This window comes from Bacillus sp. YC2 (assembly GCF_019891195.1).
Lineage (GTDB): Bacteria > Bacillota > Bacilli > Bacillales > Bacillaceae > Bacillus.
Window position 1 is genome coordinate 193583 of sequence record NZ_JAHXDO010000002.1, and the last position, 21436, is coordinate 215018.

General features: G+C 45.6%; 22 protein-coding genes and 2 pseudogenes. 4 read left to right on the plus strand and 20 right to left on the minus strand.

The features are described 5' to 3' along the window. Positions 1 to 47: 47 nt before the first annotated feature. The 8 genes and pseudogenes from KY305_RS05925 to KY305_RS05960 all read right to left on the minus strand — a co-directional run bounded on the left by KY305_RS05925 (position 48) and on the right by KY305_RS05960 (position 10426). The gene (locus KY305_RS05925) at positions 48 to 1520 is read right to left on the minus strand and encodes a UDP-N-acetylmuramoyl-L-alanyl-D-glutamate--2,6-diaminopimelate ligase (RefSeq protein WP_223061764.1); all 1473 of its coding nucleotides are present in this window, start codon (positions 1518 to 1520) and stop codon (positions 48 to 50) included. Between the two features lie 124 nt (positions 1521 to 1644). Then, positions 1645 to 3634 (minus strand): annotated as a pseudogene (locus KY305_RS05930) (stage V sporulation protein D). A gap of 111 nt (positions 3635 to 3745) precedes the next feature. Next, the gene (gene pbpB / locus KY305_RS05935; protein ID WP_223061766.1) at positions 3746 to 5875 is read right to left on the minus strand and encodes a penicillin-binding protein 2B; all 2130 of its coding nucleotides are present in this window, start codon (positions 5873 to 5875) and stop codon (positions 3746 to 3748) included. A 6-nt stretch (positions 5876 to 5881) separates the two neighbouring features. Next, positions 5882 to 6235: a cell division protein FtsL gene (gene ftsL, locus KY305_RS05940; protein ID WP_223061767.1), complete on the minus strand. Its 354-nt coding sequence runs from the start codon at positions 6233 to 6235 to the stop codon at positions 5882 to 5884. Between the two features lie 39 nt (positions 6236 to 6274). After that, positions 6275 to 7210, minus strand: a complete 936-nt coding sequence (gene rsmH / locus KY305_RS05945) for a 16S rRNA (cytosine(1402)-N(4))-methyltransferase RsmH (RefSeq protein ID WP_223061768.1) — start codon at positions 7208 to 7210, stop codon at positions 6275 to 6277. 71 nt (positions 7211 to 7281) lie between these two features. Then, positions 7282 to 7713: a division/cell wall cluster transcriptional repressor MraZ gene (gene mraZ, locus KY305_RS05950; RefSeq protein WP_223061769.1), complete on the minus strand. Its 432-nt coding sequence runs from the start codon at positions 7711 to 7713 to the stop codon at positions 7282 to 7284. Positions 7714 to 7838: 125 nt separating this feature from the next. After that, on the minus strand, positions 7839 to 9458 hold the full coding sequence (bshC, locus tag KY305_RS05955) for a bacillithiol biosynthesis cysteine-adding enzyme BshC (RefSeq protein WP_223061770.1): 1620 nt from the start codon (positions 9456 to 9458) through the stop codon (positions 7839 to 7841). Positions 9459 to 9544: 86 nt separating this feature from the next. After that, entirely contained in the window at positions 9545 to 10426 is an 882-nt protein-coding gene (locus KY305_RS05960; protein WP_316252433.1) for a 2-dehydropantoate 2-reductase, read from the minus strand. A 161-nt stretch (positions 10427 to 10587) separates the two neighbouring features. Here KY305_RS05960 and KY305_RS05965 point away from each other — a divergent pair, with 161 nt between their 5' ends. Then, positions 10588 to 11070 carry an N-acetyltransferase gene (locus tag KY305_RS05965; protein ID WP_223061772.1) on the plus strand — a complete coding sequence of 161 codons (483 nt, stop codon included), beginning with the start codon at positions 10588 to 10590 and terminating at the stop codon, positions 11068 to 11070. 40 nt (positions 11071 to 11110) lie between these two features. Here KY305_RS05965 and gerR read toward each other — a convergent pair whose 3' ends face one another. From gerR to KY305_RS05980, 3 genes are all read right to left on the minus strand, one after another. After that, complete coding sequence (gene gerR, locus KY305_RS05970; protein ID WP_223061773.1) at positions 11111 to 11692, minus strand: sporulation-specific transcriptional regulator GerR; 582 nt, start codon at positions 11690 to 11692, stop codon at positions 11111 to 11113. A 154-nt stretch (positions 11693 to 11846) separates the two neighbouring features. Beyond that, positions 11847 to 12026, minus strand: a complete 180-nt coding sequence (gene rpmF / locus KY305_RS05975; RefSeq protein ID WP_003154457.1) for a 50S ribosomal protein L32 — start codon at positions 12024 to 12026, stop codon at positions 11847 to 11849. 21 nt (positions 12027 to 12047) lie between these two features. Next, a complete protein-coding gene (locus tag KY305_RS05980; RefSeq protein WP_223061774.1) occupies positions 12048 to 12566 on the minus strand; it encodes a YceD family protein in 519 nt (172 codons plus the stop codon). Between the two features lie 27 nt (positions 12567 to 12593). Here KY305_RS05980 and KY305_RS20320 point away from each other — a divergent pair. Then, positions 12594 to 12777: pseudogene (locus KY305_RS20320) on the plus strand (hypothetical protein). Continuing rightward, positions 12774 to 14021, plus strand: a complete 1248-nt coding sequence (locus KY305_RS05985) for a nucleotidyltransferase (RefSeq protein WP_223061775.1) — start codon at positions 12774 to 12776, stop codon at positions 14019 to 14021. The pseudogene KY305_RS20320 and the gene KY305_RS05985 overlap by 4 nt, the downstream one beginning before the upstream one ends. A 19-nt stretch (positions 14022 to 14040) precedes the next feature. On the opposite strand, the gene KY305_RS05990 is transcribed toward KY305_RS05985, so the two are convergent. Both KY305_RS05990 and KY305_RS05995 read right to left on the minus strand, forming a co-directional pair. Continuing rightward, entirely contained in the window at positions 14041 to 15063 is a 1023-nt protein-coding gene (locus KY305_RS05990) for a SepM family pheromone-processing serine protease (protein ID WP_223061776.1), read from the minus strand. A 5-nt stretch (positions 15064 to 15068) separates the two neighbouring features. After that, positions 15069 to 15848 (minus strand): patatin family protein, encoded by a 780-nt coding sequence (locus tag KY305_RS05995; RefSeq protein ID WP_223061777.1) that lies wholly within the window; start codon positions 15846 to 15848, stop codon positions 15069 to 15071. 178 nt (positions 15849 to 16026) lie between these two features. On the opposite strand from KY305_RS05995, the gene ylbJ reads away from it, so the two are divergent. Continuing rightward, on the plus strand, positions 16027 to 17253 hold the full coding sequence (ylbJ, locus tag KY305_RS06000; RefSeq protein ID WP_223061778.1) for a sporulation integral membrane protein YlbJ: 1227 nt from the start codon (positions 16027 to 16029) through the stop codon (positions 17251 to 17253). Between the two features lie 18 nt (positions 17254 to 17271). Here the strand turns inward: ylbJ and coaD are convergent, their stop codons facing one another. The 7 genes from coaD to KY305_RS06035 all read right to left on the minus strand — a co-directional run bounded on the left by coaD (position 17272) and on the right by KY305_RS06035 (position 21392). Next, the gene (gene coaD / locus KY305_RS06005; protein WP_223061779.1) at positions 17272 to 17754 is read right to left on the minus strand and encodes a pantetheine-phosphate adenylyltransferase; all 483 of its coding nucleotides are present in this window, start codon (positions 17752 to 17754) and stop codon (positions 17272 to 17274) included. 4 nt (positions 17755 to 17758) lie between these two features. After that, positions 17759 to 18313, minus strand: a complete 555-nt coding sequence (rsmD, locus tag KY305_RS06010; RefSeq protein WP_214799505.1) for a 16S rRNA (guanine(966)-N(2))-methyltransferase RsmD — start codon at positions 18311 to 18313, stop codon at positions 17759 to 17761. A 300-nt stretch (positions 18314 to 18613) separates the two neighbouring features. Then, positions 18614 to 18886, minus strand: coding sequence for a YlbG family protein (locus KY305_RS06015; RefSeq protein ID WP_214799917.1), 273 nt, complete (start codon positions 18884 to 18886; stop codon positions 18614 to 18616). Between the two features lie 57 nt (positions 18887 to 18943). After that, a complete protein-coding gene (gene ricF, locus KY305_RS06020; protein ID WP_223061780.1) occupies positions 18944 to 19393 on the minus strand; it encodes a regulatory iron-sulfur-containing complex subunit RicF in 450 nt (149 codons plus the stop codon). Positions 19394 to 19510: 117 nt separating this feature from the next. Continuing rightward, positions 19511 to 19750 carry a YlbE-like family protein gene (locus KY305_RS06025; protein WP_061520411.1) on the minus strand — a complete coding sequence of 80 codons (240 nt, stop codon included), beginning with the start codon at positions 19748 to 19750 and terminating at the stop codon, positions 19511 to 19513. 15 nt (positions 19751 to 19765) lie between these two features. Then, complete coding sequence (locus tag KY305_RS06030) at positions 19766 to 20176, minus strand: YlbD family protein (RefSeq protein ID WP_223061781.1); 411 nt, start codon at positions 20174 to 20176, stop codon at positions 19766 to 19768. Positions 20177 to 20354: 178 nt separating this feature from the next. Next, positions 20355 to 21392 carry a CAP domain-containing protein gene (locus tag KY305_RS06035; protein WP_223061782.1) on the minus strand — a complete coding sequence of 346 codons (1038 nt, stop codon included), beginning with the start codon at positions 21390 to 21392 and terminating at the stop codon, positions 20355 to 20357. Positions 21393 to 21436: the final 44 nt, after the last annotated feature.

A 21436-nucleotide genomic window follows, 5' to 3' on the forward strand; every position in this document is an offset into this window, starting at 1 on the left:
ATGTGAAATTCTTTTCAATTCCCTCATTCATAACACTCTTTCCTGTTTTACTTTTTATTCAGCTCGACGATAGCTCTCCCCGCTACTTCGGCATCGTCAAAGTCAAATGTTTCAGTGCCGATTTGCTGATAGGTTTCATGTCCTTTGCCGGCGATCAGCACGACATCTCCTTTTTTCGCATTGGCAATGGCAAAAAAGATTGCCTGTTCACGATTTGCGATACTGTGATAGTAGCAGCCTTCGACTCCTCTTTCCATATCTCTTAATATAGCCAGCGGGTCTTCGCTTCTCGGGTTATCTGAGGTGAAAATCGGTTCATCGGCAATACGCACCGCGATTTCCGCCATTTTCGGGCGTTTCGTTTTGTCTCTGTCACCGCCGCAGCCGACGACGACGAAAAGCTTGCCCTCGGTCATGTCTTTACAGGTGTTCAGAACGTTTTCAAGACTGTCAGGTGTGTGTGCGTAATCGACGACGACAGGGAACGGCTGATCCTTATTCACCAATTCGAAACGCCCTCTGACACCTTGCAGTTCTTCAAGTGCGCTTGTAATCGTATCAAAAGGAAGATCTGCAGCAATCGCCGTCGCGGCGGCAGCCAGCACATTATACACGTTGAACTGACCGACGAGAGAAACCGTAATATGTTTCGTCCCTTTTGGCGTTACAAGCTCAAAGCTTGTGCCCTGCGCGGAAATCTCAATATGTTTCGCCATCACATCGGCATCGTTTTTAATTCCGTATGTAAGGATATGCGCCGCCGTTGCTTTTTCAAAATAAGCACTCGCCTCATCATCAGCGTTTAACACGGCCCGCTTCGGCTTTTCATGGTTAAAGGCGCCGCCCAGCTGGGAGAACAGAAGGCTTTTTGCCTGCCTGTATTCATCCATCGTTTTGTGATAGTCCAGATGGTCTTGGGTCAGATTCGTAAACACGGCGATATCATAATCGCAGCCGTGCACCCTTCCCAATGAGAGAGCGTGCGACGATACTTCCATAATGGCTGTGTCGACATGCTCATCATTCATTTTTTTGAACGTCTTTTGAAGGGTGACACTTTCCGGCGTTGTGTTTTTTACCGGGAATGTTTCATCGCCGATCTTAATATACATGGTGCCGATTAAGCCTGTCTGTCTTCCCGCTTTTTTGAACACCTCATCCACCATGTGCGTCGTCGATGTTTTGCCGTTTGTGCCGGTGATGCCGATGAGCTGAAGCTGTTTCGTCGGCTGCCCGTAAAACGCGTCTGACAGGACACTGAGCGCCCGCTGTGAACGGCGGACGATAATAACAGGGACACTGACGTCAAGCTCTCTTTCAGCGACAATGGCAGCTGCTCCGTTTTCTTCAGCTTTTTGCGCAAAATCATGCCCGTCTACCGTGTACCCTTTTATACATACAAAAAGACTCCCTTTTCTCACTTCCCTGGAGTCCATCTCGATTGAAGTTATATCAGGGTCATGAAAGTCATTTTGAACAGGTTCGGTCATTAAATATGTAAGCAGCTTTGTAAGTTTCATTGTATCAAACCTCTCAGAAATTCTATTCATTCTTTTATCGTGATAACCGTTTATGAAAGTCAGAACGGCTTTTAAACATACAGTTCATATTTTAGCGTAAAAAAAAGGATACATCCAGTTAATCTTAAAAGTTATCTTCTTTTTTTCTCATTATGATAAAAGGCAGCCGAAAACAATCGGCTGCCTCATCAGACTCAATCTTCACTCAAATAAACCCGGATCTTTGAGCCTTCTTTTACTTTCGTTCCGGCTGCAGGTGATTGTTTGACAATTTTGCTTCCTTTTCCTGAGGAGTCTATATTTAAATTGACAAGCAGCGACTCAAGATCAGAGACAGACATCCCTACAACATTCGGAACCTCTATAGTTTTTGTGTCGGACCATTGATATTTTTTCTCTATTTGATTTTTTCTCGGTTTAACGCCGAGCTCCGGCAGGCTGTCTCTCATGATGTTTCCGACGATCGGCGCTGCGACGGTTCCGCCGAATTGAATCGTGCCTTTCGGGTTATCGACTGCAACGTAAACGACAAGGCTCGGGTCGTCAGCCGGCGCAAAGCCGATAAACGAGACAATGTGGTTGTTTTCAAGATATTTTCCGTCTTTGACTTTTTGCGCCGTACCTGTTTTGCCGCCGACACGATATCCTTCCACAAAGGCATTCCGTCCCGTTCCTTGGGCAACGACGCTTTCTAAAGCGAATCTGATCTGTTTTGACGTTTCCTGGGAAATAACTTGTCTTTTCGCAATTGGCGATTGTTTTTTAACCGTTTTTTTCGTGACGGGGTCGACCCATTCTTTCGCGATAAACGGGGTGTAAAGCGTCCCGCCGTTTATGGCTGCTGATACAGCAGCTACCTGCTGAATAGGCGTGACGGACACCCCCTGACCGAAAGCAGTTGTCGCCTGCTCGACCGGTCCGACTCTGTCAAGCGGGAACAAAATCCCCGTTCCTTCCCCTTGCAGATCAATGCCGGTTTTTTTCCCAAAACCGAAGTCCTTTATATATTTAAACAGTTTTTCCTTTCCAAGCCGCTCCCCAAGCTGTACGAACCCCGGGTTACAGGAATTTTGGACGACTTCGAGAAAGGACTGCGAGCCGTGGCCGCCCTTTTTCCAGCATCTGAGGCGGGCGCCGTCCACCTCGGCAAACCCCTTGTCATAAAACTGATCTCTTTGCAAATTCACTTTTTGCTCTTCAAGGGCGGCTGCCAGTGTAATAATTTTAAAGGTTGAACCCGGTTCATACGTGCTCCAAACCGGCAAGTTGCGGTTGTACACGGACGGTTCCACTGATTGATAGTCAGCAGGATCAAAATCAGGTCTGCTTGACATTCCGAGAACTTCCCCGTTTTTCGGGTTCATGGCGACCGCAATCATTCCGTCCGGATTGTACTTCGCCGCCGCATTATCGAGCTCTCTTTCTATGATGGTTTGAACCTTGGCGTCAATTGTCAGTTTCATATCGAGGCCGTCCTTCGGCGGTGTGTAGTCATCAGCTTCATCCGGCATTTTTTTCCCTTTGGCATCTGTATAAAACTTCACCGATCCTTTTTCACCTTTTAAATCATCGTCATAATAGGCTTCCAGCCCAAGAAGACCTTGGTTATCGATCCCGGCAAAGCCGAGAACATGTGATAAAAAGCTGCCGTACGGATAGTGGCGGATACTGTCTTCTGCCACATATACCCCCTTTAAATCAAGCGCTTTGATTTCTTTTGCTTTCTTATTTGAAATCTTCCGGCCTTCGGGTGAAATTTTTTCAATGGAGGCTTTCTTTGTGATGTGCTTATAGACCTTTTCTTCCGACATATTTAAGACTGATGCGAGCAGCTTGCCTGTTTTGATTGGATTTTGAATTTGGCGGGGAACGACAAATACAGTCGGCGCACTTTTATTTGTGGCCAGCTCGACACCGTTCCGGTCAAGAATTTCTCCCCGCTCCGGCTCAAACGGCAAATTCCGGCTCCACGAATCTTTCGCAAGCGAGGTAAGCTTATCTCCCATAATAAATTGGACATAGCCTAATCTAGTATCAATGACCAAGAAAATGATCACTCCAAAAAGCAAAACAAATAATAAACGTTTCCGAACCGTTACATTTGAGACGCGCAAGGGATCGTTCACTCCTTATTTAGGCTTGTTTACAATTTATGCCTAAGCTTGGTCACATAGAACGGCGTATCAAAAAAGAAGCCCGCAGCATCTGCGGACTTCCTTTCTCATTTAATCAGGGTTTTTGAATTTTACCTTAATTACTGTGTTTTCTTTTAATTTTTTTCCTTTTTTCACACTCTGGCTTACGGCGTATCCCTCACCGCTTACATCAATGTGAATGCCTGATATTTTGCTGAATTGGAGCACTTCCCGTCTCGACCAGCCTGACATATCCGGCATGGTCATCTTTCCGTCTGTTTTTAAGAAGATCTTCTGTTTTGTAATGATGTCTTCCCCGGCTTCAGGATATTGCTCTTTTACAGCAACATCGCTGCCGATGACAATCGGCGTAAGGTTTTCGCTTTTGGCTTCCTTCTCCGCACTTGTTACCGTTCGGTCTGTCAGATCAGGCATCTTCTGAGTTTTCGTTTCTTCTTTATTTGAATCAGACGTGTCAGTCGGTTCAATATTCAAGTAATGCAGGCTGTTTTTCATCGTCGGGTTAAAGATCTCTGCAACAGGATCTGAGCTGCTTTGTCCCGCCTTTAATTGCGGCTGCTGCACGGCCACATAGATGACAAGCTTAGGATCGTTTTTCGGCGCCATTCCCATGAACGAAAACACATAGTTGCTCGTTCCTGATAAATATCCGCCTGTTCCGGCAATTTGCGCAGTTCCGGTTTTTCCTGCCACATCAAAGCCTTCAATTTTATAAGGCTTACCGGTTCCGATATCTGAAGTGACGACCTCTCCCAGCAGATTCCGGACCTTTTTGGCCGTATCGGCTGAAATCGGCGTGCCTACTTGTTCAGGCTTAGTCTGCTTGACAACTTTTTTCGTATCCGGATCCACAATATGGTCAATGACGTAAGGCTTCATCATTTTGCCGTTATTTGCAATCGCCGTTACCGCTTGAAGCTGCTGAATCGGCGTAATCGCAGATGCCTGGCCGTATGCCGTAGACGCCTTGTCAAAATCATATTTGAAATTAATCTTACTTGACACTTCGCCTGGAAGATCAATCCCCGTTTTTTGGTATAATCCGAACTTATGCAAATACTCATTATATCGGTCAAAGCCTAGCTTTTCGTTTGCCAGCTTGGCAAAGGCGACATTTGAAGATCTCATAAGACCGTCACGGAAGGTTGTCATGCCCCAGCCAGCTCCGTTATTCCAATCTCTCACAGGTCTGTTGCCAACTTCATACGTTCCTGATTTATACTTTTCATTTGCATTAAACACGTTTTCCTGAATCGCTGCGGCAAGCGTAAAGATTTTCATCGTCGATCCCGGTTCAAACGAGTAAGAAACTAAGTCGTTGTAATAATTCGTGACGTTTCTTATATTCGGATCAAAACTTGGGCGCTGCCCCATCGCAAGCACCTTTCCGGTTTTCGGTTCTACGACGGCAGCCATGATCTTTTTCGGTTTATATTTTTCCGCCACTTTTGTCATACTGTCTTCTAAAAAGGTTTGAATTTTCTGATCAATGGTTAAATATACATTGTCACCATTTTTTGGTGCGGTAATTTTCTCTTTGCTGTTCGGAAGCTTCCAGCCGGATTTATCACTTTCATATGTGACAGAGCCGTCGTGTTCCGTTAAATAGTTGTTAAGTATTTTTTCAAGCCCTAAGGAGCCTTGAATTTGGTTTGTTTTCTGGTTGACATCCGCATAGCCGAGAACATTTGATAAAAATACGCCGTTCGGATAGTAGCGTTTCGTATCTCTCAAGAAAGAAATGCCCGGGAGATTCATTTTTTCGATCTTTTGTTTTTTCGCATACGAGATGTCCCGTCCGGCTGATCCGAATTCGACCTGTTTCGCGCCATCCCTGTTTAAAGTGTCCAGAATCTTACTTTTGTCAAGGTCAATGACCGTGGACAGCTCTTCCGCTGTTTTCTCTTTATCCTTGACATACTGAGGCGCCATCTTTTTGTCAAGCACGGCAATGAGCTTATAAGTGGCCGTATCTTCAGCCAGCACTTTGCCCTTTCGGTCGAGAATAGAGCCGCGGCTCGCGTCAATCGTCCGTTTCTTTTCATGCTGCTCGGTCGCTTTTGTCGCCAGTGCCTCTCCGTTTGCTTTGCCCGTTATTTGAATGTATGCCATTCTTCCAAGAATGACAAAGAAAAAGAGAGCGAAACAAATACTAAGTATCGCTGCTCCTCTGTTCATAAACTTATTTTTTTTCGGCATGGGTTATCATTCCTGTATGTTTTTCACTTTTTTGTCTTTCAAATTCAAGCCGTGTTTTTTTGCGATATCCATCAGGCGCTGCGGCTTGCTTAAGTCACCTGCCGTTTTTTCGAGGTCACCGATCTGCTTTTTTTGCTCGGAAATTTGCTCCTCCAGTTTTTGCACTTCAATATTTGATTGATATGCCGCATATGCTTTTGACACGATAAACATTGATGTGCTCAGCACGGCAATCGCAAACAGGACGAGCAGCACCTTTTCTCCGAGTGTAATGGAAACCCTCTTTTTGACAATCATCTTTTTTTCGGGACTTATCACTTGCCGCTGTTGTTTTTCTTGCTGGTAAGCTAAATTGCTCATAGGCTGATGACCTCCTTTAATGTTGTCATTTGCTGCCCGTTATTTTCGTTTTTCAGCAATCCGGAGTTTAGCTGATCGGGCGCGGTTATTTTCTTCAAGTTCCTCTTTTGACGCCGTAATAGGCTTTCTCGTAATGAGTTTTAATTCAGGCTCAAATTCTTCCGGTATAACAGGAAGGCCCGGCGGCAGTTCAGGAAGTGATGATTTTTCCTTAAATGTCGTTTTGCACATTCTGTCTTCCAGCGAGTGGAAGGTGATCACAGATACCCTTCCGCCCGGCTTCAGCATCTCTATCGCTTGTAAGAGGGCCTCTTCAAATACTTTAAGCTCGTCGTTTACGGCGATTCGAATCGCTTGAAATACGCGTTTCGCCGGATGTCCCCCGCTTCTTCTTGCCGGAGCCGGTATCGCGTCCTTTATTAGATCGACCAGTTGGCCGGTTGTTTGAATAGGCGATTTTAATCTTGCCTCTTCAATTTTTCTGGCGATTTGCTTGCTGAACTTCTCTTCTCCGTATTTAAAGAAAATCCGCACAAGATCCTCATACCGCCATTCGTTTACGACCTCTTTTGCCGTAAGTGCGGCCGACTGGTCCATCCTCATGTCCAGCGGTGCGTCATGATGATAGCTGAATCCCCGTTCCGGCGTATCAAGCTGCGGAGAGGATACTCCCAAATCAAATAAAATCCCGTCGACGCTCGTAATGCCGTGTTCATGTAAACATTCTTTTAAATAACGAAAGTTGCTTTTCACAAGAATAAGCTGTCCTTTATAATCGGACAAAGTCTCCTTTGCGTTCTCCAGCGCCGTGTCATCTTGGTCAAAAGCGACTAGCCGCCCTTTTTCCGATAACTGCTGTAATAAATATGTACTGTGCCCGGCGCCTCCAAGGGTGCAGTCTACATAGGTTCCGTCCGGTTTGATATTTAAACCGTCGACGGTTTCTCGAAGAAGTACTGTTTTATGCTGAAACATTTGTGTCGGTCCCACCTTTTATCAGGATGAATTGAATTGTCAGTTGTTAGTGTGTGATGCACGAAGATCCATTATATATCAAATCCAATCATGTTTTCAGCAATTTCAGCGAATGAATCTTCTTGCTCTTCTGTGTATTGTTCCCATATTACCTTACTCCACAATTCAATTCGATTGGAAACCCCGATGACAACACATTCTTTTTCAAGTTTTGCATAGTTCAGAAGAGATGACGCAATATTAATCCTTCCTTGCTTGTCCAGGTCGCATTCGGTCGCCCCGGAAAAAAAGAAACGGGTAAATGCGCGGGCGTCTTTTTTGGTGAGAGGAAGAGCCTTCAGTTTTTCTTCTATCAGCTTCCATTCATGCATGGGATAGCCGAAAAGACATTGGTCAAGCCCTCTGGTCAGCACAAACTGCTCACCCAGGCCTTCTCTGAATTTTGCGGGAACGATCATGCGGCCCTTTGAATCGATTGTATGCTGGTATTCACCCATAAACATGATAAGGACCCCCACTTTCTCCCCTCAGCTCACCACTATCCGCCACTTCTCTCCACACCCTCATTTTACACTGTTTACACATAAAAAAAAACCCTGAACTATTCAGGGTTCATTAAAACTTTGTTTCAAAGTTTGACAATTTGATGTTGGTTTTGAAAAGAAAATGGCAGATGTTTGAAGGTTGTGAAGAATTTTGGACCGTACCGGTTAAGATAATACATCATATTCCAAATCCGCTCCTGCGGGGCACCCAGCGGTTTGATGCTATTTTGTATTCTTTCATAGTCACGCAGCACGAAACCTTCTTTTTCTTCAATTCGTTTTGTCACCGTCCGTTCTAAAAACGTGAGCTGATCTTGAATAAAGGCGGCATTTTTCTCTAAAAGCGGCTCCAGGCTTGAATCGACTTTAAGCGCTTGCTGTCTCGCAGACTTGTGGATTGCTTCAATCTGCGCCTTTGCTTGCTCCATCACAGTCGTAAACTCTTCCGGGATTTGCGCTTCAAAGTAAGTGTCCTTAAAACGATCAGTTCCGCCTTCGATCGCTTCCTGAAGCGAAATATTCCGTTCTTCCAGCTTCTTTTCAATATGGCGTTCAAGGATCGTAATATTGAGCCTCGGCATAACCGGAGTCATTTTTAAACCCATCAGTGAAAATGCCTGTTTCAGCTCGCCCCAATAATTGACTTCACCGGGGCCTCCGATAAACGCAAGAGTCGGGATGAGAAACTCCTGCATGAGCGGTCTTGTCACGACATTATTGCTGAAGCATTCCGGTTTTTCTTCCATATGAGTATGGAGTTCATCTTTTGTCCACTTCAGGTCAAGCTCTTTAATGACAAAAACGCCGTCTTCTTTTTCAACTAAAAAGCGTTCCCCTTCGTACTCATAAAACAGATTCGCCTGTTCTTTTCCCGATTCAATAATAGGATTGTAGCCAGCCTCGCGCATGATTTGCTGCTGGTTTGACACCGCGTCCGACAATTCATCATTGTGCTTTAATATCTGCTGAAACATTGACGTTTCCAGTTTTTTAATACCCGGGTCTCCCGAATTGACAAGAATAAGCCCTTCTTCTTGAAAGAGATCAGCAATTAACAGCTCAAAAAAGTCCGTGAATGTCTCTGATGAGCGTAAACATCGCTTCACGTGCTGAAGTAGAGCGTTTGTGTGATCCGTCTCTTCAAACGATGCGAACACGTCATCGATCCATGCTGCGCATTTTTCTTGATCGAGCACGGTTTTAGCCGCCGACGTTTTTTTCCAGTAGGATTGCGGCAGCTTCCATTTAACGGGGCCTTTTTCGTCTGATGAAGTATGAACATAATTGATTTCTTCCAGATCGTGATCTTCCCCCGCCACCCAGAAAATCGGAGCGACAGGAACCTGTAAAGCTTGTTCCTGCTGTTTGGCAAGTACGATAATGGAGATGATTTTATGTATAGTGTAAAGAGGCCCTGTTAAAAGACCGGCCTGCTGACCGCCTACTACAGCAGCGCTTGACGGATCTCTTAATTTTTCGATGGATGCCTGCATGGCTTCGGAGTGAAATTTTTCGTGATATGAGGATAGATAATCCGCTAATTCCTCCCTGGCAAACGACCGTACAGACAGATCATGAAGCCTCTTTTGCCATACGTTCTCAGAATGAATATCATAATCAAAAAATGAAGACATGTTTTCTCCATCTATATAGTGCTGTACAAACTTGTTTTGACTTTTGATGGAAAGTTCAGTTAGCTGCATCTGTCTGGAACTTCCTTTCTCCAATAAATAGTTAGGTTTCCGAAATGAGTATAGCATGTTACCCGGAAACCTCAAAAGACTTTGTTTCAGTTTCCTTCTAACGCTTTTATGCTGCCGTATAAAAACGGCAAATGAACGGCTTTCAATCCGCGGCTTTTGGCTTCTTTTACAAGATAACCGATAATGGCATCGACCTCTGTCTGCCTTCCCGCCATAACATCGACAAGCATGGAAGAGTGATTATTTTTCGTTTGCCTGCAAACAACGCAAACCCGGTTCCACGCTTCGGCGCTGTCGTCGAGGCGTAAAATCGCCTCCGCCTCTTCAAATACCTTTCTCATATATTCTTTGTAAGCAGCACACGATAACAGCTCTCCGTTTTTCACACGCAATAATGCGGTTAACGGGTTGATGCACACGTTAATGATCAGTTTTCCCGTTAACAGCCGATACCAATCGGTTTCGAAATAAACGGGAAAATACGAGTGCGTGCCGGAAAAGATATTTTCGAGTGCTTCCGGCCGTGAGCCGCGAAACGTACTCCATTTTACCGCACCGGTTCCGGTATGTTCAACGGCTGTATCTGATTTTCTTACAGCTCCGTGCTCCACCGTGCCGACATAAAGCGAATGATCCGTGTGCCAATGTTCTATATCGTGTATATGCCCCATGCCGTTTTGCAAAAATAAAACATTTGTCGCTTTTATGTTCATCAAGCTCGGTAAAACACTGCTGAGCTGATGCTGTTTAACGGTTACGATCAAAAGATCATAGCCGGAAACAACGCCTGCCGCAGCTCCGCACTCGGCATTGAACTCTTTTCCGTCTTTCACCAGGCGGATGCCGCGGGCATTTATAGCGTCCGCCTGCTCCTGACGCCTCGTTAAGACCGATACCTGATGGCTGGACGATAAGTAATAAGCACACAGCAGGCCCACCGCTCCGCCGCCGATAATTCCGATTTTCACACTGTCACACCCTATATCTGCATTTTTCCATATTATCATAGCAGAACCCGGGGCAAATTACTTCAATTTCGTTTCAGGTGAAAGTACGATAAACATCTTATAGTTGGAATTTTCAATTAAAGCGTTTACAATAATGGTAGAACACAACAAAGGGGGAGTTTGTGTTGAAAATAGAGCGATTGCTCATCAACTTTAAAACACTTGAAGAATTTAAAAGGTTTAAGGAATACGGGATGCAGGAGCTGTCGATGCTTGAGGAGCTTCAGGATAATATCATTGAAAATGACAGCACCTCGCCATTTTACGGGATTTACTTCGGGGATAAACTAGTGGCGCGGATGAGTTTATATCAGGTAAACGGCAGCACGAATCCGTATTTTGACCAGCGCCAGGACTTTTTAGAGCTTTGGAAGCTTGAAGTTCTTCCGGGCTACCAAAAAAACGGCTACGGCAGGGCGCTCGTTGACTTCGCCAAATCATTCAGAATGCCGATCAGAACAAATTCGCGTATGAAATCGGCGGATTTCTGGGATAAAATGAATTTCGAGCCTGTTAAATATGATATGGCGCGCGACAAAGGAGAAAATCCTTACATTTGGCATCCTGATATGGACGGCGAAATGACATCTGGGGAATCAGCATAATAAAAAACCGGCCGGGACACTGCCCTCAGGCCGGTTCACTTTATATGCCCTGCGCCGATTTTTTATGTCTTTCATCTTCTTTTGAATCCACCATTCTTCTCGCTCTGTCCATAATGTCAATCAAAGCTTTATAATCCTCTTCCGTCATCTCCAGCCTGTTTCTCAAGTTTTCATTTTCCTCGCGCAAATCCTCTACCTCTTTTTGCAGTGCGCTCAGCTGCGCCGAAAGCTTTTCTTTTTCGTGATGCACATCCTCGGCAGCCGGCGACTCTTTGAATTGCTGAAGAAACGCAATAACGTCATCAATGGATAACTCTCTTTCTCCTTCCGCCCGGCGGACCGGAGATTGTCTAACGGCGCCCGGCATATTGGCGGAATGCACGCCGATTTGTTTTCTTAATTCTTTGCGCTGCTTTTTGGCAAGCTCTATGCCGGACTGGTATTGCTTTCTGACATAGGAATTCCACCTGAACCCGCAGGCAGCAGCCGTTCTCGTCAAAGCTCTGCCGACTTCCTCAAAAGCGGAAAGCTGCGTCCCGCCTTCCCGAATGTGCCGCAGCACCACTTCGGCCAGCAGCAAATCTTCATCTTGTGTCCAGGCATCTTGTCTCGTTATGGTCAATCGTATCCCCCTCCATATTTGCTCGTTTACCTCATACATATGCCGCTGATAGATTAGATAGACTATTGCCGCTCACAATTTTTTCGCACAGACAAGCCGGAGGGAGAAAAAAAGAAAAGCGCAGGAATCAAATTCCCGCGCTTTTCTTCATACATTAATTGCTTTTTACATTTATGTCTTTGCCGTTGTATGATCCGCATGCTTTACATACACGGTGAGACAATTTCATCTCTCCGCATGACGGGCATTCTGTCATACCAGGTACATTTAGTTTGAAATGTGTACGGCGCAATCTTTTTTTCATTTTAGAAGTTCTTCTAAAAGGTACAGCCATTATTCCCACCTCCTTAAAGAGTTAAGATTCATCATCTTGTGTTAAGAGCTTTTTCAGATCTGCAAGTCTGGGGTCGATTTGATTTTGCTTGTCTTCCTCAGAAATCACTTGCCAATCTTTCCCCACTTGGGGAGCGGCTCCTTCTTTTTGTTCAGTTTCACAAAAGATTTGCATAGGAATTTCTAAAAGAATCTCTTCTTTTACGATCGGAGTTAAGTCGACAGTATCGTCTTCTGCAATATGAACGTCCTCATCTTCTATTTCATCCGTCTTATGAAATCTAAACAGTTCTTTTGTCGCGATTGTAAATGGATACGGCACATCAACTAAAGTTCTTGAGCACGGCAAAATCATTTCGCCTGAAATCGTAAAGTCAAACGAAACCTGCTTGGATTCAATCTCCGCGCGGCCCTTCACCCTGACGGGAGAAATGCGGCGGATGTCAGAATTCAATTTTGTCATCTCATTTAACTCAACTGTTTCATCAAACTCAAAGCTCTTTTTAGCCATTTGATGAAGCTGATAAATCGTCCATTTCATTTGTATCACCTCAGGAAAGCAACAAACATGATTATAGCTTTTCAGAATGTTTTTGTCAATATTTTTTCTTTACAGCATAATGCCGCCGTTATGCAATCGTTGACAGCCGAATGGGCTATGCATACACTAAACGAAACGGACGCAAAATGCGTTTCATTTGCAAATGTACCACACGAAGCAAAACATAGCAAGAAAGGCGGGAGATTTATGAAGGCAGTCGGACTGGTTGTTGAATATAATCCCTTTCATAACGGACACCGCTATCATGCCGAACAAGCAAAAATCAGCACGGGAAGCAGCGTGGCTGCGGCAGTGATGAGCGGTCATTTTTTGCAGCGCGGGGAACCGGCTGCCGTCTCAAAATGGGCACGAACCAAGATGGCGCTGGAAAACGGAGTGGACCTTGTGATTGAGCTCCCTTATATGTATGCCGTGCAAAAAGCGGAAATATTTGCGCGGGGAAGTGTTTCGCTTTTACACCAATTAGGCTGCAGCAGCTTGTTTTTCGGAAGCGAAAACGGGCGGATTGAACCTTTTATTGAGGCAGCTGAGTCATTCGGCCGGCAGGAAAAGAACTATAATATTATAGTAAAAGAAGAGCTCAAAAAAGGCGTCAGCTATCCCGCCGCCGCCTCAAAAGCATTTTCAGCCATTTTCAAAGAAAACAATATGCTCGACTTGTCAAAGCCGAACAACATTCTCGGTTTCCACTATGTAACCGCGATACAAGCGGCCGGCTCTTCCATGAAGCCGTACACGACAGCCCGAATCGCCTCACAGTACCATGATGCCGAGCTCCCTGACACAAATAGCCGGATAGCCAGTGCCACAAGCATCCGCAAGGCGCTGATAGAAAAAGGATCGGCCGCCGTCGAGGACTTTCTCCCGGAAACGTCTGCGCGGGAGCTGAACACATATCACACAACATACGGATTATGGCACACCGCTGAAGACTATTTTTCATATGTAAAATACAGTCTCAGCACGTTCTCCCCGCAAGAGCTGAGCCAAATCTATGAAGTGGAAGAGGGACTTGAGCATAGAATACTGCGGATCATCAGACAGGCGCGATCTTACCATGAGATGATGGAGCTTTTGAAAACAAAACGGTATACGTGGACGAGGCTCCAGCGTATGAACACGCACATATTGACACGAACCAAAAAAGAGGATATGCACAAGCTGCTGAAACCTTCTGCCGCCCCTTATATCAGACTGCTCGGAATGACTAAAAAAGGACAGGCCTATCTGGCCGGTAAGAAAAAAGAGCTTTCAGCACCGCTGGTGAGCAAGCTGTCTTCTTTTTCCCATCCCGCACTTGATTTAGAAATTAAGGCGGGCCGGATTTACAGCCTGCCGATAAAGGAGCCGCTCAGAACGATGTTTGACCGGCAGGAATTTTCACAAGCTCCGATCCGCTATGATGAAGATGAAAAACGTTTTTTGAATGCATGAGAAAAGCACCTGACGATCGTCAGGTGCTCTTTACTTTCAGCTTATCCAAATAATCAAGCGCGTCCTGCATGGTGTCGACCGGGACGATCTTCATATGGGTGCCGATGGCTTTTGCCGTTTTCACAGCGTTTTTATAATCGGAATTTTTTGCTCCGTTTTGATTCGGCGCAAAAAAGATGTCTTTTCCCGCTTTGTCTGCGGCGACTACTTTTTGGTCGATTCCGCCGATCGGTCCGACCTTGCCGTCAACGTCAATCGTTCCCGTTCCGGCGATATTGTAGCCTTTTGTTTCGTCCGGCTTTGTCAGCTGGTTATAAATTTCTAATGACATCATAAGACCGGCGGATGGGCCCCCTATGTTTTCAATGTTAAAATGGAGATCCGGCTTCACTTTCACGTTCCGGTCCGTGTATAATGCCACGCCGATTCCCGCCCTTGACGGCTCGTCCGGGAATGATTTCAGCACGAGAGTGACCGTCTTTTCTTTTGTGTCACGTTCAATCTTAAATGTCACTTTTTCACCGGCTTTTTTGCTGCTGATATAATCAATCAGCTTTTCTGCGGACTCATATTTTTTCCCGTCCGCACTGATGATTTTATCGCCGACCTCAATCTTTCCTTTCGCCGGCATGTTTGACACCACTGAGCTTGCGTAAATGCCGTTAAATGAGTAGCTTACCTGTTTGCCCGCTTCCTGATAGGCGGCAATAACCGCGTTTTCCTGAGAGCTCTTCATCATTTGCAGCTGGCGCTTCATATATTCAGTATCTGATTCGCCCTCTTCTTTAATGCTTTCGTCAGGAACGATCTCGTCATAAGGGTGCACTTTCGCCCAAAGATATGTATACGGATTGGCAGGGCCAACTTTTACAGTCATTAAGGACAGGCTTCCCTTTTCCGGATACCCTCCGTCAACTTTAATCAGCGGCCTGAGCTCCGATGCTTCTCCGGGCTGTGTTATGTAATACGGAAGCTTAATAAATGTAACGGCAATCAATAAGATCAGGATGATAAACACCCAGCGAAAATGTTTTGTCTTCATATGAGTTAGCCCTCCCAATTCTCTATTTCTTGTTTAATCCGGCCGATCATCCGGTCTGCGGCTTCTTCGCCGGCGGTGATCATATGATCGATGTTGGCAAATGAGCTTGAGCTGAATGTTTCAAGAGAAGGGCGGATCATGACGTCTGCGGCAATGGTCTGGTGACGGACCAATTCGTTTTGCAGTATATCCATACTTTGCATGATTACATCAAAAATATGTGCCGCTTTTTCCGTTTTTTTCACCCGGGATACATCTGAGGCGATGACGATATCGGCCCCCATATCCTTCACGGCCGATACCGGGATTCTGTCGACTACTGCGCCGTCTACCAAAAAACGCCCATTCATCTTTTGCGGGACAAAAATGCCTGGTATGCTGATGCTCGCGCGGACGGCTTCAGAAACAGAGCCTTTTTTAAAGACGACTTTTTCGCCGGTCTGCAGATCGCAGGCAACGATGCCAAGCGGGATTTGCAGTTCCTCTATTGGCTTGCCGAACGTATACGCATGCACGAGCTGCCTGATGCGGTCTCCTTTCAAAAATCCGAGCCTCGGTATCGAGTAATCCGCATACAGCCGCCTTTTAAAAGCTTTAGCAACTTTTTTCATCGTAGCGACGTCATGCCCCGCCGCATAAAAGCTGCCGACCAAGGCTCCCATACTGCTTCCGGCGATCATATCAATTGGAATCTGATGCTTATGTAAACTGGATAACACTCCGAGATGAGCAATCCCTCTGGCCCCTCCCGAACCTAACGCTAACCCGATTGTAGGTTTGGCCAACGTGATTAACCCCCTATAGACATCCTATACTTGAATTCTATGGTCTAAATTGAACCCCTATGCTCGTATATTAGTACAGGATCACAAATAGGTACTTGCCCGGCCATCCTTAAGGTCTGATCTTTATTTTATCATGATATAAATGTCAGTGTGCATTTTTAGCATCGGGGAGGTAAGAATGAACTTGTCGAAGTTTCATACATTTTTGATTGCATTGTTTTTTATCTTTTTGACGGCGACGGTTATTACGCACCCGCAGGCCTCATTCGAAGCCTCCAAAACCGGTCTTTCAATGTGGTGGGAGGTTGTTTTTCCTTCTTTGCTTCCGTTTTTTATTCTGTCAGAGCTCTTAATAGGCTTTGGCATCGTCAGGTTTGTCGGCCTTTTGCTTGAGCCCTTTATGCGCCCGATTTTCAGAGTGCCGGGAGTCGGCGGATTTGTACTGGCTATGGGCATGGCCTCAGGATATCCGGCCGGGGCTAAGCTGACTGCGCGGCTGCGGCAGGAAAAACAAATATCGAGAGTGGAGGCTGAACGACTCGTCTCTTTCACCAATTCGTCAAACCCTTTATTTATTTTCGGCGCCGTTGCGGTCGGTTTTTTTCATAACGCGCCACTAGGCATTTTGCTCGCCTCGGCTCATTATCTCGGAAATATCGCCGTCGGCCTGACAATGCGTTCATACGGACGGAAAGAGGAAGCGAAGTATACCGGCAAAAAAACGTTCTCTCTTCCTTCGCTGAAGGAAGCATTCCAGGCGCTGCACAGCGCACGGATGGCGGAACAACGGCCTTTCGGGAAAATATTGGGCGACGCGGTAACCTCTTCTGTGCAAACTCTTCTCATGGTAGGCGGTTTTATTATATTGTTTTCTGTTTTTAATCGGTTATTATCTGTTGTACAAGTAATGGATGCCCTGTCGGTTTTCACAAATGCTGTACTTACACTCTTTCATCTGCCTGCAAAACTGGACATCCCCCTCATGAGCGGTATGTTTGAAATTACGCTCGGAAGCAAACTGGTCAGCGAAGCAGATGCCGCTTTGCTTCCAAGAGCCATGATCGCAAGCTTCATCCTTGGTTTCAGCGGACTTTCCGTTCAAGCGCAGGTTGCCGGGATATTATCAGATACAGATATCAGGTTCAAGCCGTTTTTTATGGCGCGTGCTCTTCAGGGCTTTTATGCCGCTGTTTTTATTCTCTTATTGTGGAAACCGCTCTATCTCGCATTGGACGAACCTCATCAGTCCGTATTTCTGCCTCTGAATGATCAGGGAGCAGCATCGTTTTTTGTCAGCGGCTGGAACAGCCTTGTCGCGTGCGGCCCAGCTGTCACATTGGCGGCGCTTGCCGTGTATGTGATGATTTATTGGCATAGACTGTCAGCAAGAATAAAAAAAGGATGAGACGCCGGCCGGCATTTCTCATCCTTTAAATTTCTGCTCCAGTGCCTGTTCGACTTCCGGCGGAACAAACTCTGAAACAGGGCCATTATATTTTGCGACCTCTTTCACAATGCTTGAACTTAAAAATGAATATTGATTGTTCGTCATCATAAAAAAGGTTTCTATTGATTCGTCAAGCACGCGGTTTACAGAAGTCCCCTGCATTTCGTATTCGAAGTCAGAAACGGCTCTCAGCCCTCTGATGATCGCTTTTGCCTGCTTCTTTTTCGCATAGTCGATTAATAGTCCTTGAGACGTTTCCACCGTAATGTTCGGTATGTCTCTCGTTACTTCCCTTAACAGCTCACAGCGTTCCTCGACCGTAAATAAAGGCTGCTTAGAAGAATTATTCAGCACGCATACGTACACGTGCTCAAACACGTTCGCTCCCCGTCTGATGATATCCAGATGCCCGTAGGTGACAGGATCAAAACTTCCGGGACACACAGCTATACTTGCCACATCACTACCCCCTATTTCGGTATATCGTCACTCCTGTAAGCCCGTAAATCTCCCGTCTCGTTACAAGAAGCGCGCCGACAGCTTCAGGCAGCTCCACCTCTTTGTCATGTTCGGCAACGATAAAACCGTCCTCTTTCAGCATGTTTTGCTCATCAATCATCTCGATAAGCGCTTTCAGCTTTTGTTCCTTATACGGAGGATCTAAAAAAATACCGTGAAAACCTTTTTCCCGTTTGGCTGCGGCATAAAGAGCCCGTTCTGCGTCATTGCGGTACACTTCCGCTGAAGACAGCAGGTCAAGCGTTTTTAAATTCGCTTTTACCGTTTGGATGGCCTTAAAATCACGGTCTACAAAAATGCAGCGGTCAAACCCGCGCGACAGCGCTTCAATCCCGAGTCCTCCGCTCCCCGCAAACAAATCAAGCCCCGTTCCTCCGTCAAAATACGGGCCGATCATATTAAAGATAGACTCTTTTACTTTGTCCGTCGTCGGCCTCGTTGATGTGCCCGGCACAGCCTTTAAGGCTCGTCCTTTTCTCGAACCGGAAATTACTCTCATTTTCCACACCACTTTTTCTGAAAACTTTAATGTCTGGCTTCGGCTTTAGGCCGATATGTATAAAAACAAATCCTATCTTATCATAAAGCATTCTCCCAAACAACGAACGGGAATACCATGTATACTTACACACGTTCTTGTCAATACTACGTGTAACAGCATCATTAGTGATGTTGTTGCCAACCGCGGAGAAGACTTACGTTTCCCCATAAGTTCTTCCTCCGGTTTCTCCTCTCCCTTTGCCTTCTCCTTAACTTGTTAAGGAATAGAAGGACCCCGCAGATGTCTGCGGGGATTTTTTTATATACCGACCTTATAATCGTATTCTTTTGCTTTATCAAGCTTAGATTCAAACTCTAACTTTAGAAAAGGCTTGTAGGAAGGCTCCACTTTTTTCACATATGAGTAAGAGGATATCTTGTCCATCGTTTTTTCGATTTGACTCATATCGCAATACAGCACAACGTATTTCAGCCGTTTCGAAACATAATGCACGTTCCCGAATTTTCTCAGCATTTTACTGTGCTTTAAGGAGTGAAGATATACGATTATGCCTTGGCGCTTACTTTCCACCATTATCACCCGCCTGACTTTCTTTTCATTTATGTAAAAGACGAGACGGCCGTCTCGTCAGGAAACTTTGCATCCGCAGCCTCCGCCGGAACCGCAGCCTCCGCCGCAGGATGACAGGCCGTCAAAATAAGGATTTCCCGTCGGAACTTTTACATGCTCCGATACGGCCGTTCCGATCTCAACGCTGATCTCGTCAAGCAGCGACTGAAGCTCGGTCTCTGCTTTTTTAAAATCGGCCACCTTATCGTTTAAGTCCAGCTCCCGCTTAATGTCCCTCATTTTGCGGGAAATCTCTCTATAATCAGGATGATACTTGCCGAATCGCTGCACATCCTCATACTGCTCTTTAATGCTCATAAAAGAACGAATGATCCGCCCTGCCTCTTCATCTTCACGGAGACGCTTGTAACAATCGCGGTAATTTTCAGCCGTCTCAGACTGCAGAATCATGCCGGCAAGCTGCTCCGCTTCACTTTGAAGCTTGACGGACTCAATTGTTGCATACATGAATACGCACCTCCAGTTGTTAGTTTACCATGAAACCAGCCAATTGGAAAATGCGGAGAATGAGGCGCTCCTTTTTCTTTTTTATGAGAGTTTTCGGAGGCTAAAAAAAGCCGGGCTTTAATCCTGCGTCCGCATCGCATGGACCATCTGCATCATCATCTGCGCCATTTGAATTCCGTTTGTGAATTGATGAACGCGGTGCGGAATCGTTTTTTCATAAAAATTCATCATGTCAAGCTGAAATGAATTCAGATCATCGGGTTTTCTCGCAAGTCTGCGGTACCAGATGGGGCGTTCCCTTATAAACCGTTTCCGTTCTTCATCAGCCAATATGAATTCCTGAACCTCTTTGCGCATACACGATCTCCTTCTTTAATCCTTTCTGAACGAAAAAGGATGTTGTCCAGAGCCCTGCTGAGGCTGCTTTGAGCTGCTGCCTGAAAATTGGCTCAAAAGGCTTTGCAATGACGAAATGGACTGGCTCATTTTATTGATCTGCTCATTCATTTGGTTCATATCCATTTTTTTGACGGCGGTCACCATTTTTGAAACAAAATCGTTTTTTTCAGCCGGTTCTTCTTTGGTTTCCGCTTGAGAAGCAGGCTGCACGGACTGTTCTTTAAAAGGAGTCCACATAGGATCTTCCTCACCGAGCAGAACCCAATTTTCGTAAACTTCCTGCCAGCTTTTTTGTTCCTTGCGAACGTTTTGAATCAGCTTGGGATGCTTTTTTACGAATTGTTTAAAATCATCGATTGATTGTCTGGATTGTTGATTCGCCACAATTCTCACCCCCTCCGAAAAGTTTTACCTGCTATAATGTATCGGTTTATGCGCCTTTATGTTCGCCTAAATTGAAAAAAAAGCTGGTATATCTCAAAGGTTCTTTCTTTTGGTCAGTACCTGATGCAGAAAACAATAAAAAAACCGCACGGGTGATTCCTCCCCTGCGGTCTTTTTGCTACCAAGGCTTAATAAAATTTTGCGTGTAATATTTTCTGTCCACACCGACACCGAGATGGGTATAGTCCGGGCTTAACAGCGCCTTTCTGTGCCCTTCGCTGTTCAGCCAGCCTTCCACGGCAGCCGGCCCGTCCACATAGTTATACGCAATATTTTCTCCGGCCTCTTGAAATTTCACATTCCCTTTTTCTAACCGGTCCTTTAAAGTGCCGTATTTTTTTGACACATGCGAGAAATACTTGTTGTCTTTCATGTCTTCACTATGGCCGAATGCCACCTTTGCCGCCGGCTCATCCCACTTCAGCCTCGCAAGGCCGTGTTTGACGCGGATCACATTAGTTATATCAAGAATCTGCTGTTCACTCGCCCGCTCAATTTCATCCCATTTTTTATCGGAAACAGGCTCCGGCTCGGTCAGCTTCCCTCTGTACATGACCTCGTACGGTCTTTGTTTCACAAGCGTTTCCGCATCAAACGCGCGGATGCTTGATAGATTTCCTTCAAATTTGTCCATATACAGCTGAACATACATTCCGCCTATCTTCACTGTCGGACGGGTATTGATATCCTCTTCCGAAAACTCAAACCGATACGTATTCCCCTTGTCAGTGACATTGACGAACGGAGCCACCTGTGTTGTTTTAAAGACCTCGCCTGTCGATTCCCCGATTTTAAACGGTTTCGCGTTGATGCCGCTTCCTGAAGCGTATAAAGTCACCGCTTTATCATTCAAAATGCCGACTTGAACATATTGGTCTTTCCCCTGATTGTATACCCACCATTCATAGTCATAGGCAGACGGATCTTTCCGTACCGGTTCCCCCAGTTTCTTTTTTACCTCGGCAGCAGATTTCCCCATTAAAGAAAGAAGTCCTGATGACGGCATTTTCAGCCGTTTTCCGTTTGCTTCCTCGTTAGAGACCTGCGGCTCCTCAGGATTTGTCTGTTTCTGAGGAGCTGATCCATATTGTATAAACAGAACATACGCCCCGTAAATAAGTAAAAGGATAACGAGAGCCCTTGCGATATTTTTCAACCTCTCACCCCCATAAAAATCATACCGTTCTATTATTTTTTCTC

What these genes read in the sequence shown, in the direction of transcription:
- KY305_RS05985 (WP_223061775.1), top strand. Translation starts at nt 12,774, where the DNA reads ATGAAGGCAGTCGGACTGGTTGTTGAATATAATCCCTTTCATAACGGA.
- rpmF (WP_003154457.1), bottom strand. Translation starts at nt 12,026, where the DNA reads ATGGCTGTACCTTTTAGAAGAACTTCTAAAATGAAAAAAAGATTGCGC.
- rsmH (WP_223061768.1), bottom strand. Translation starts at nt 7,210, where the DNA reads ATGTTTCAGCATAAAACAGTACTTCTTCGAGAAACCGTCGACGGTTTA.
- ricF (WP_223061780.1), bottom strand. Translation starts at nt 19,393, where the DNA reads ATGTATGCAACAATTGAGTCCGTCAAGCTTCAAAGTGAAGCGGAGCAG.
- KY305_RS05925 (WP_223061764.1), bottom strand. Translation starts at nt 1,520, where the DNA reads ATGAAACTTACAAAGCTGCTTACATATTTAATGACCGAACCTGTTCAA.
- mraZ (WP_223061769.1), bottom strand. Translation starts at nt 7,713, where the DNA reads ATGTTTATGGGTGAATACCAGCATACAATCGATTCAAAGGGCCGCATG.
- ylbJ (WP_223061778.1), top strand. Translation starts at nt 16,027, where the DNA reads ATGAACTTGTCGAAGTTTCATACATTTTTGATTGCATTGTTTTTTATC.
- bshC (WP_223061770.1), bottom strand. Translation starts at nt 9,458, where the DNA reads ATGCAGCTAACTGAACTTTCCATCAAAAGTCAAAACAAGTTTGTACAG.
- ftsL (WP_223061767.1), bottom strand. Translation starts at nt 6,235, where the DNA reads ATGAGCAATTTAGCTTACCAGCAAGAAAAACAACAGCGGCAAGTGATA.
- KY305_RS05990 (WP_223061776.1), bottom strand. Translation starts at nt 15,063, where the DNA reads ATGAAGACAAAACATTTTCGCTGGGTGTTTATCATCCTGATCTTATTG.
- pbpB (WP_223061766.1), bottom strand. Translation starts at nt 5,875, where the DNA reads ATGCCGAAAAAAAATAAGTTTATGAACAGAGGAGCAGCGATACTTAGT.
- KY305_RS05980 (WP_223061774.1), bottom strand. Translation starts at nt 12,566, where the DNA reads ATGAAATGGACGATTTATCAGCTTCATCAAATGGCTAAAAAGAGCTTT.
- rsmD (WP_214799505.1), bottom strand. Translation starts at nt 18,313, where the DNA reads ATGAGAGTAATTTCCGGTTCGAGAAAAGGACGAGCCTTAAAGGCTGTG.
- KY305_RS06025 (WP_061520411.1), bottom strand. Translation starts at nt 19,750, where the DNA reads ATGCGCAAAGAGGTTCAGGAATTCATATTGGCTGATGAAGAACGGAAA.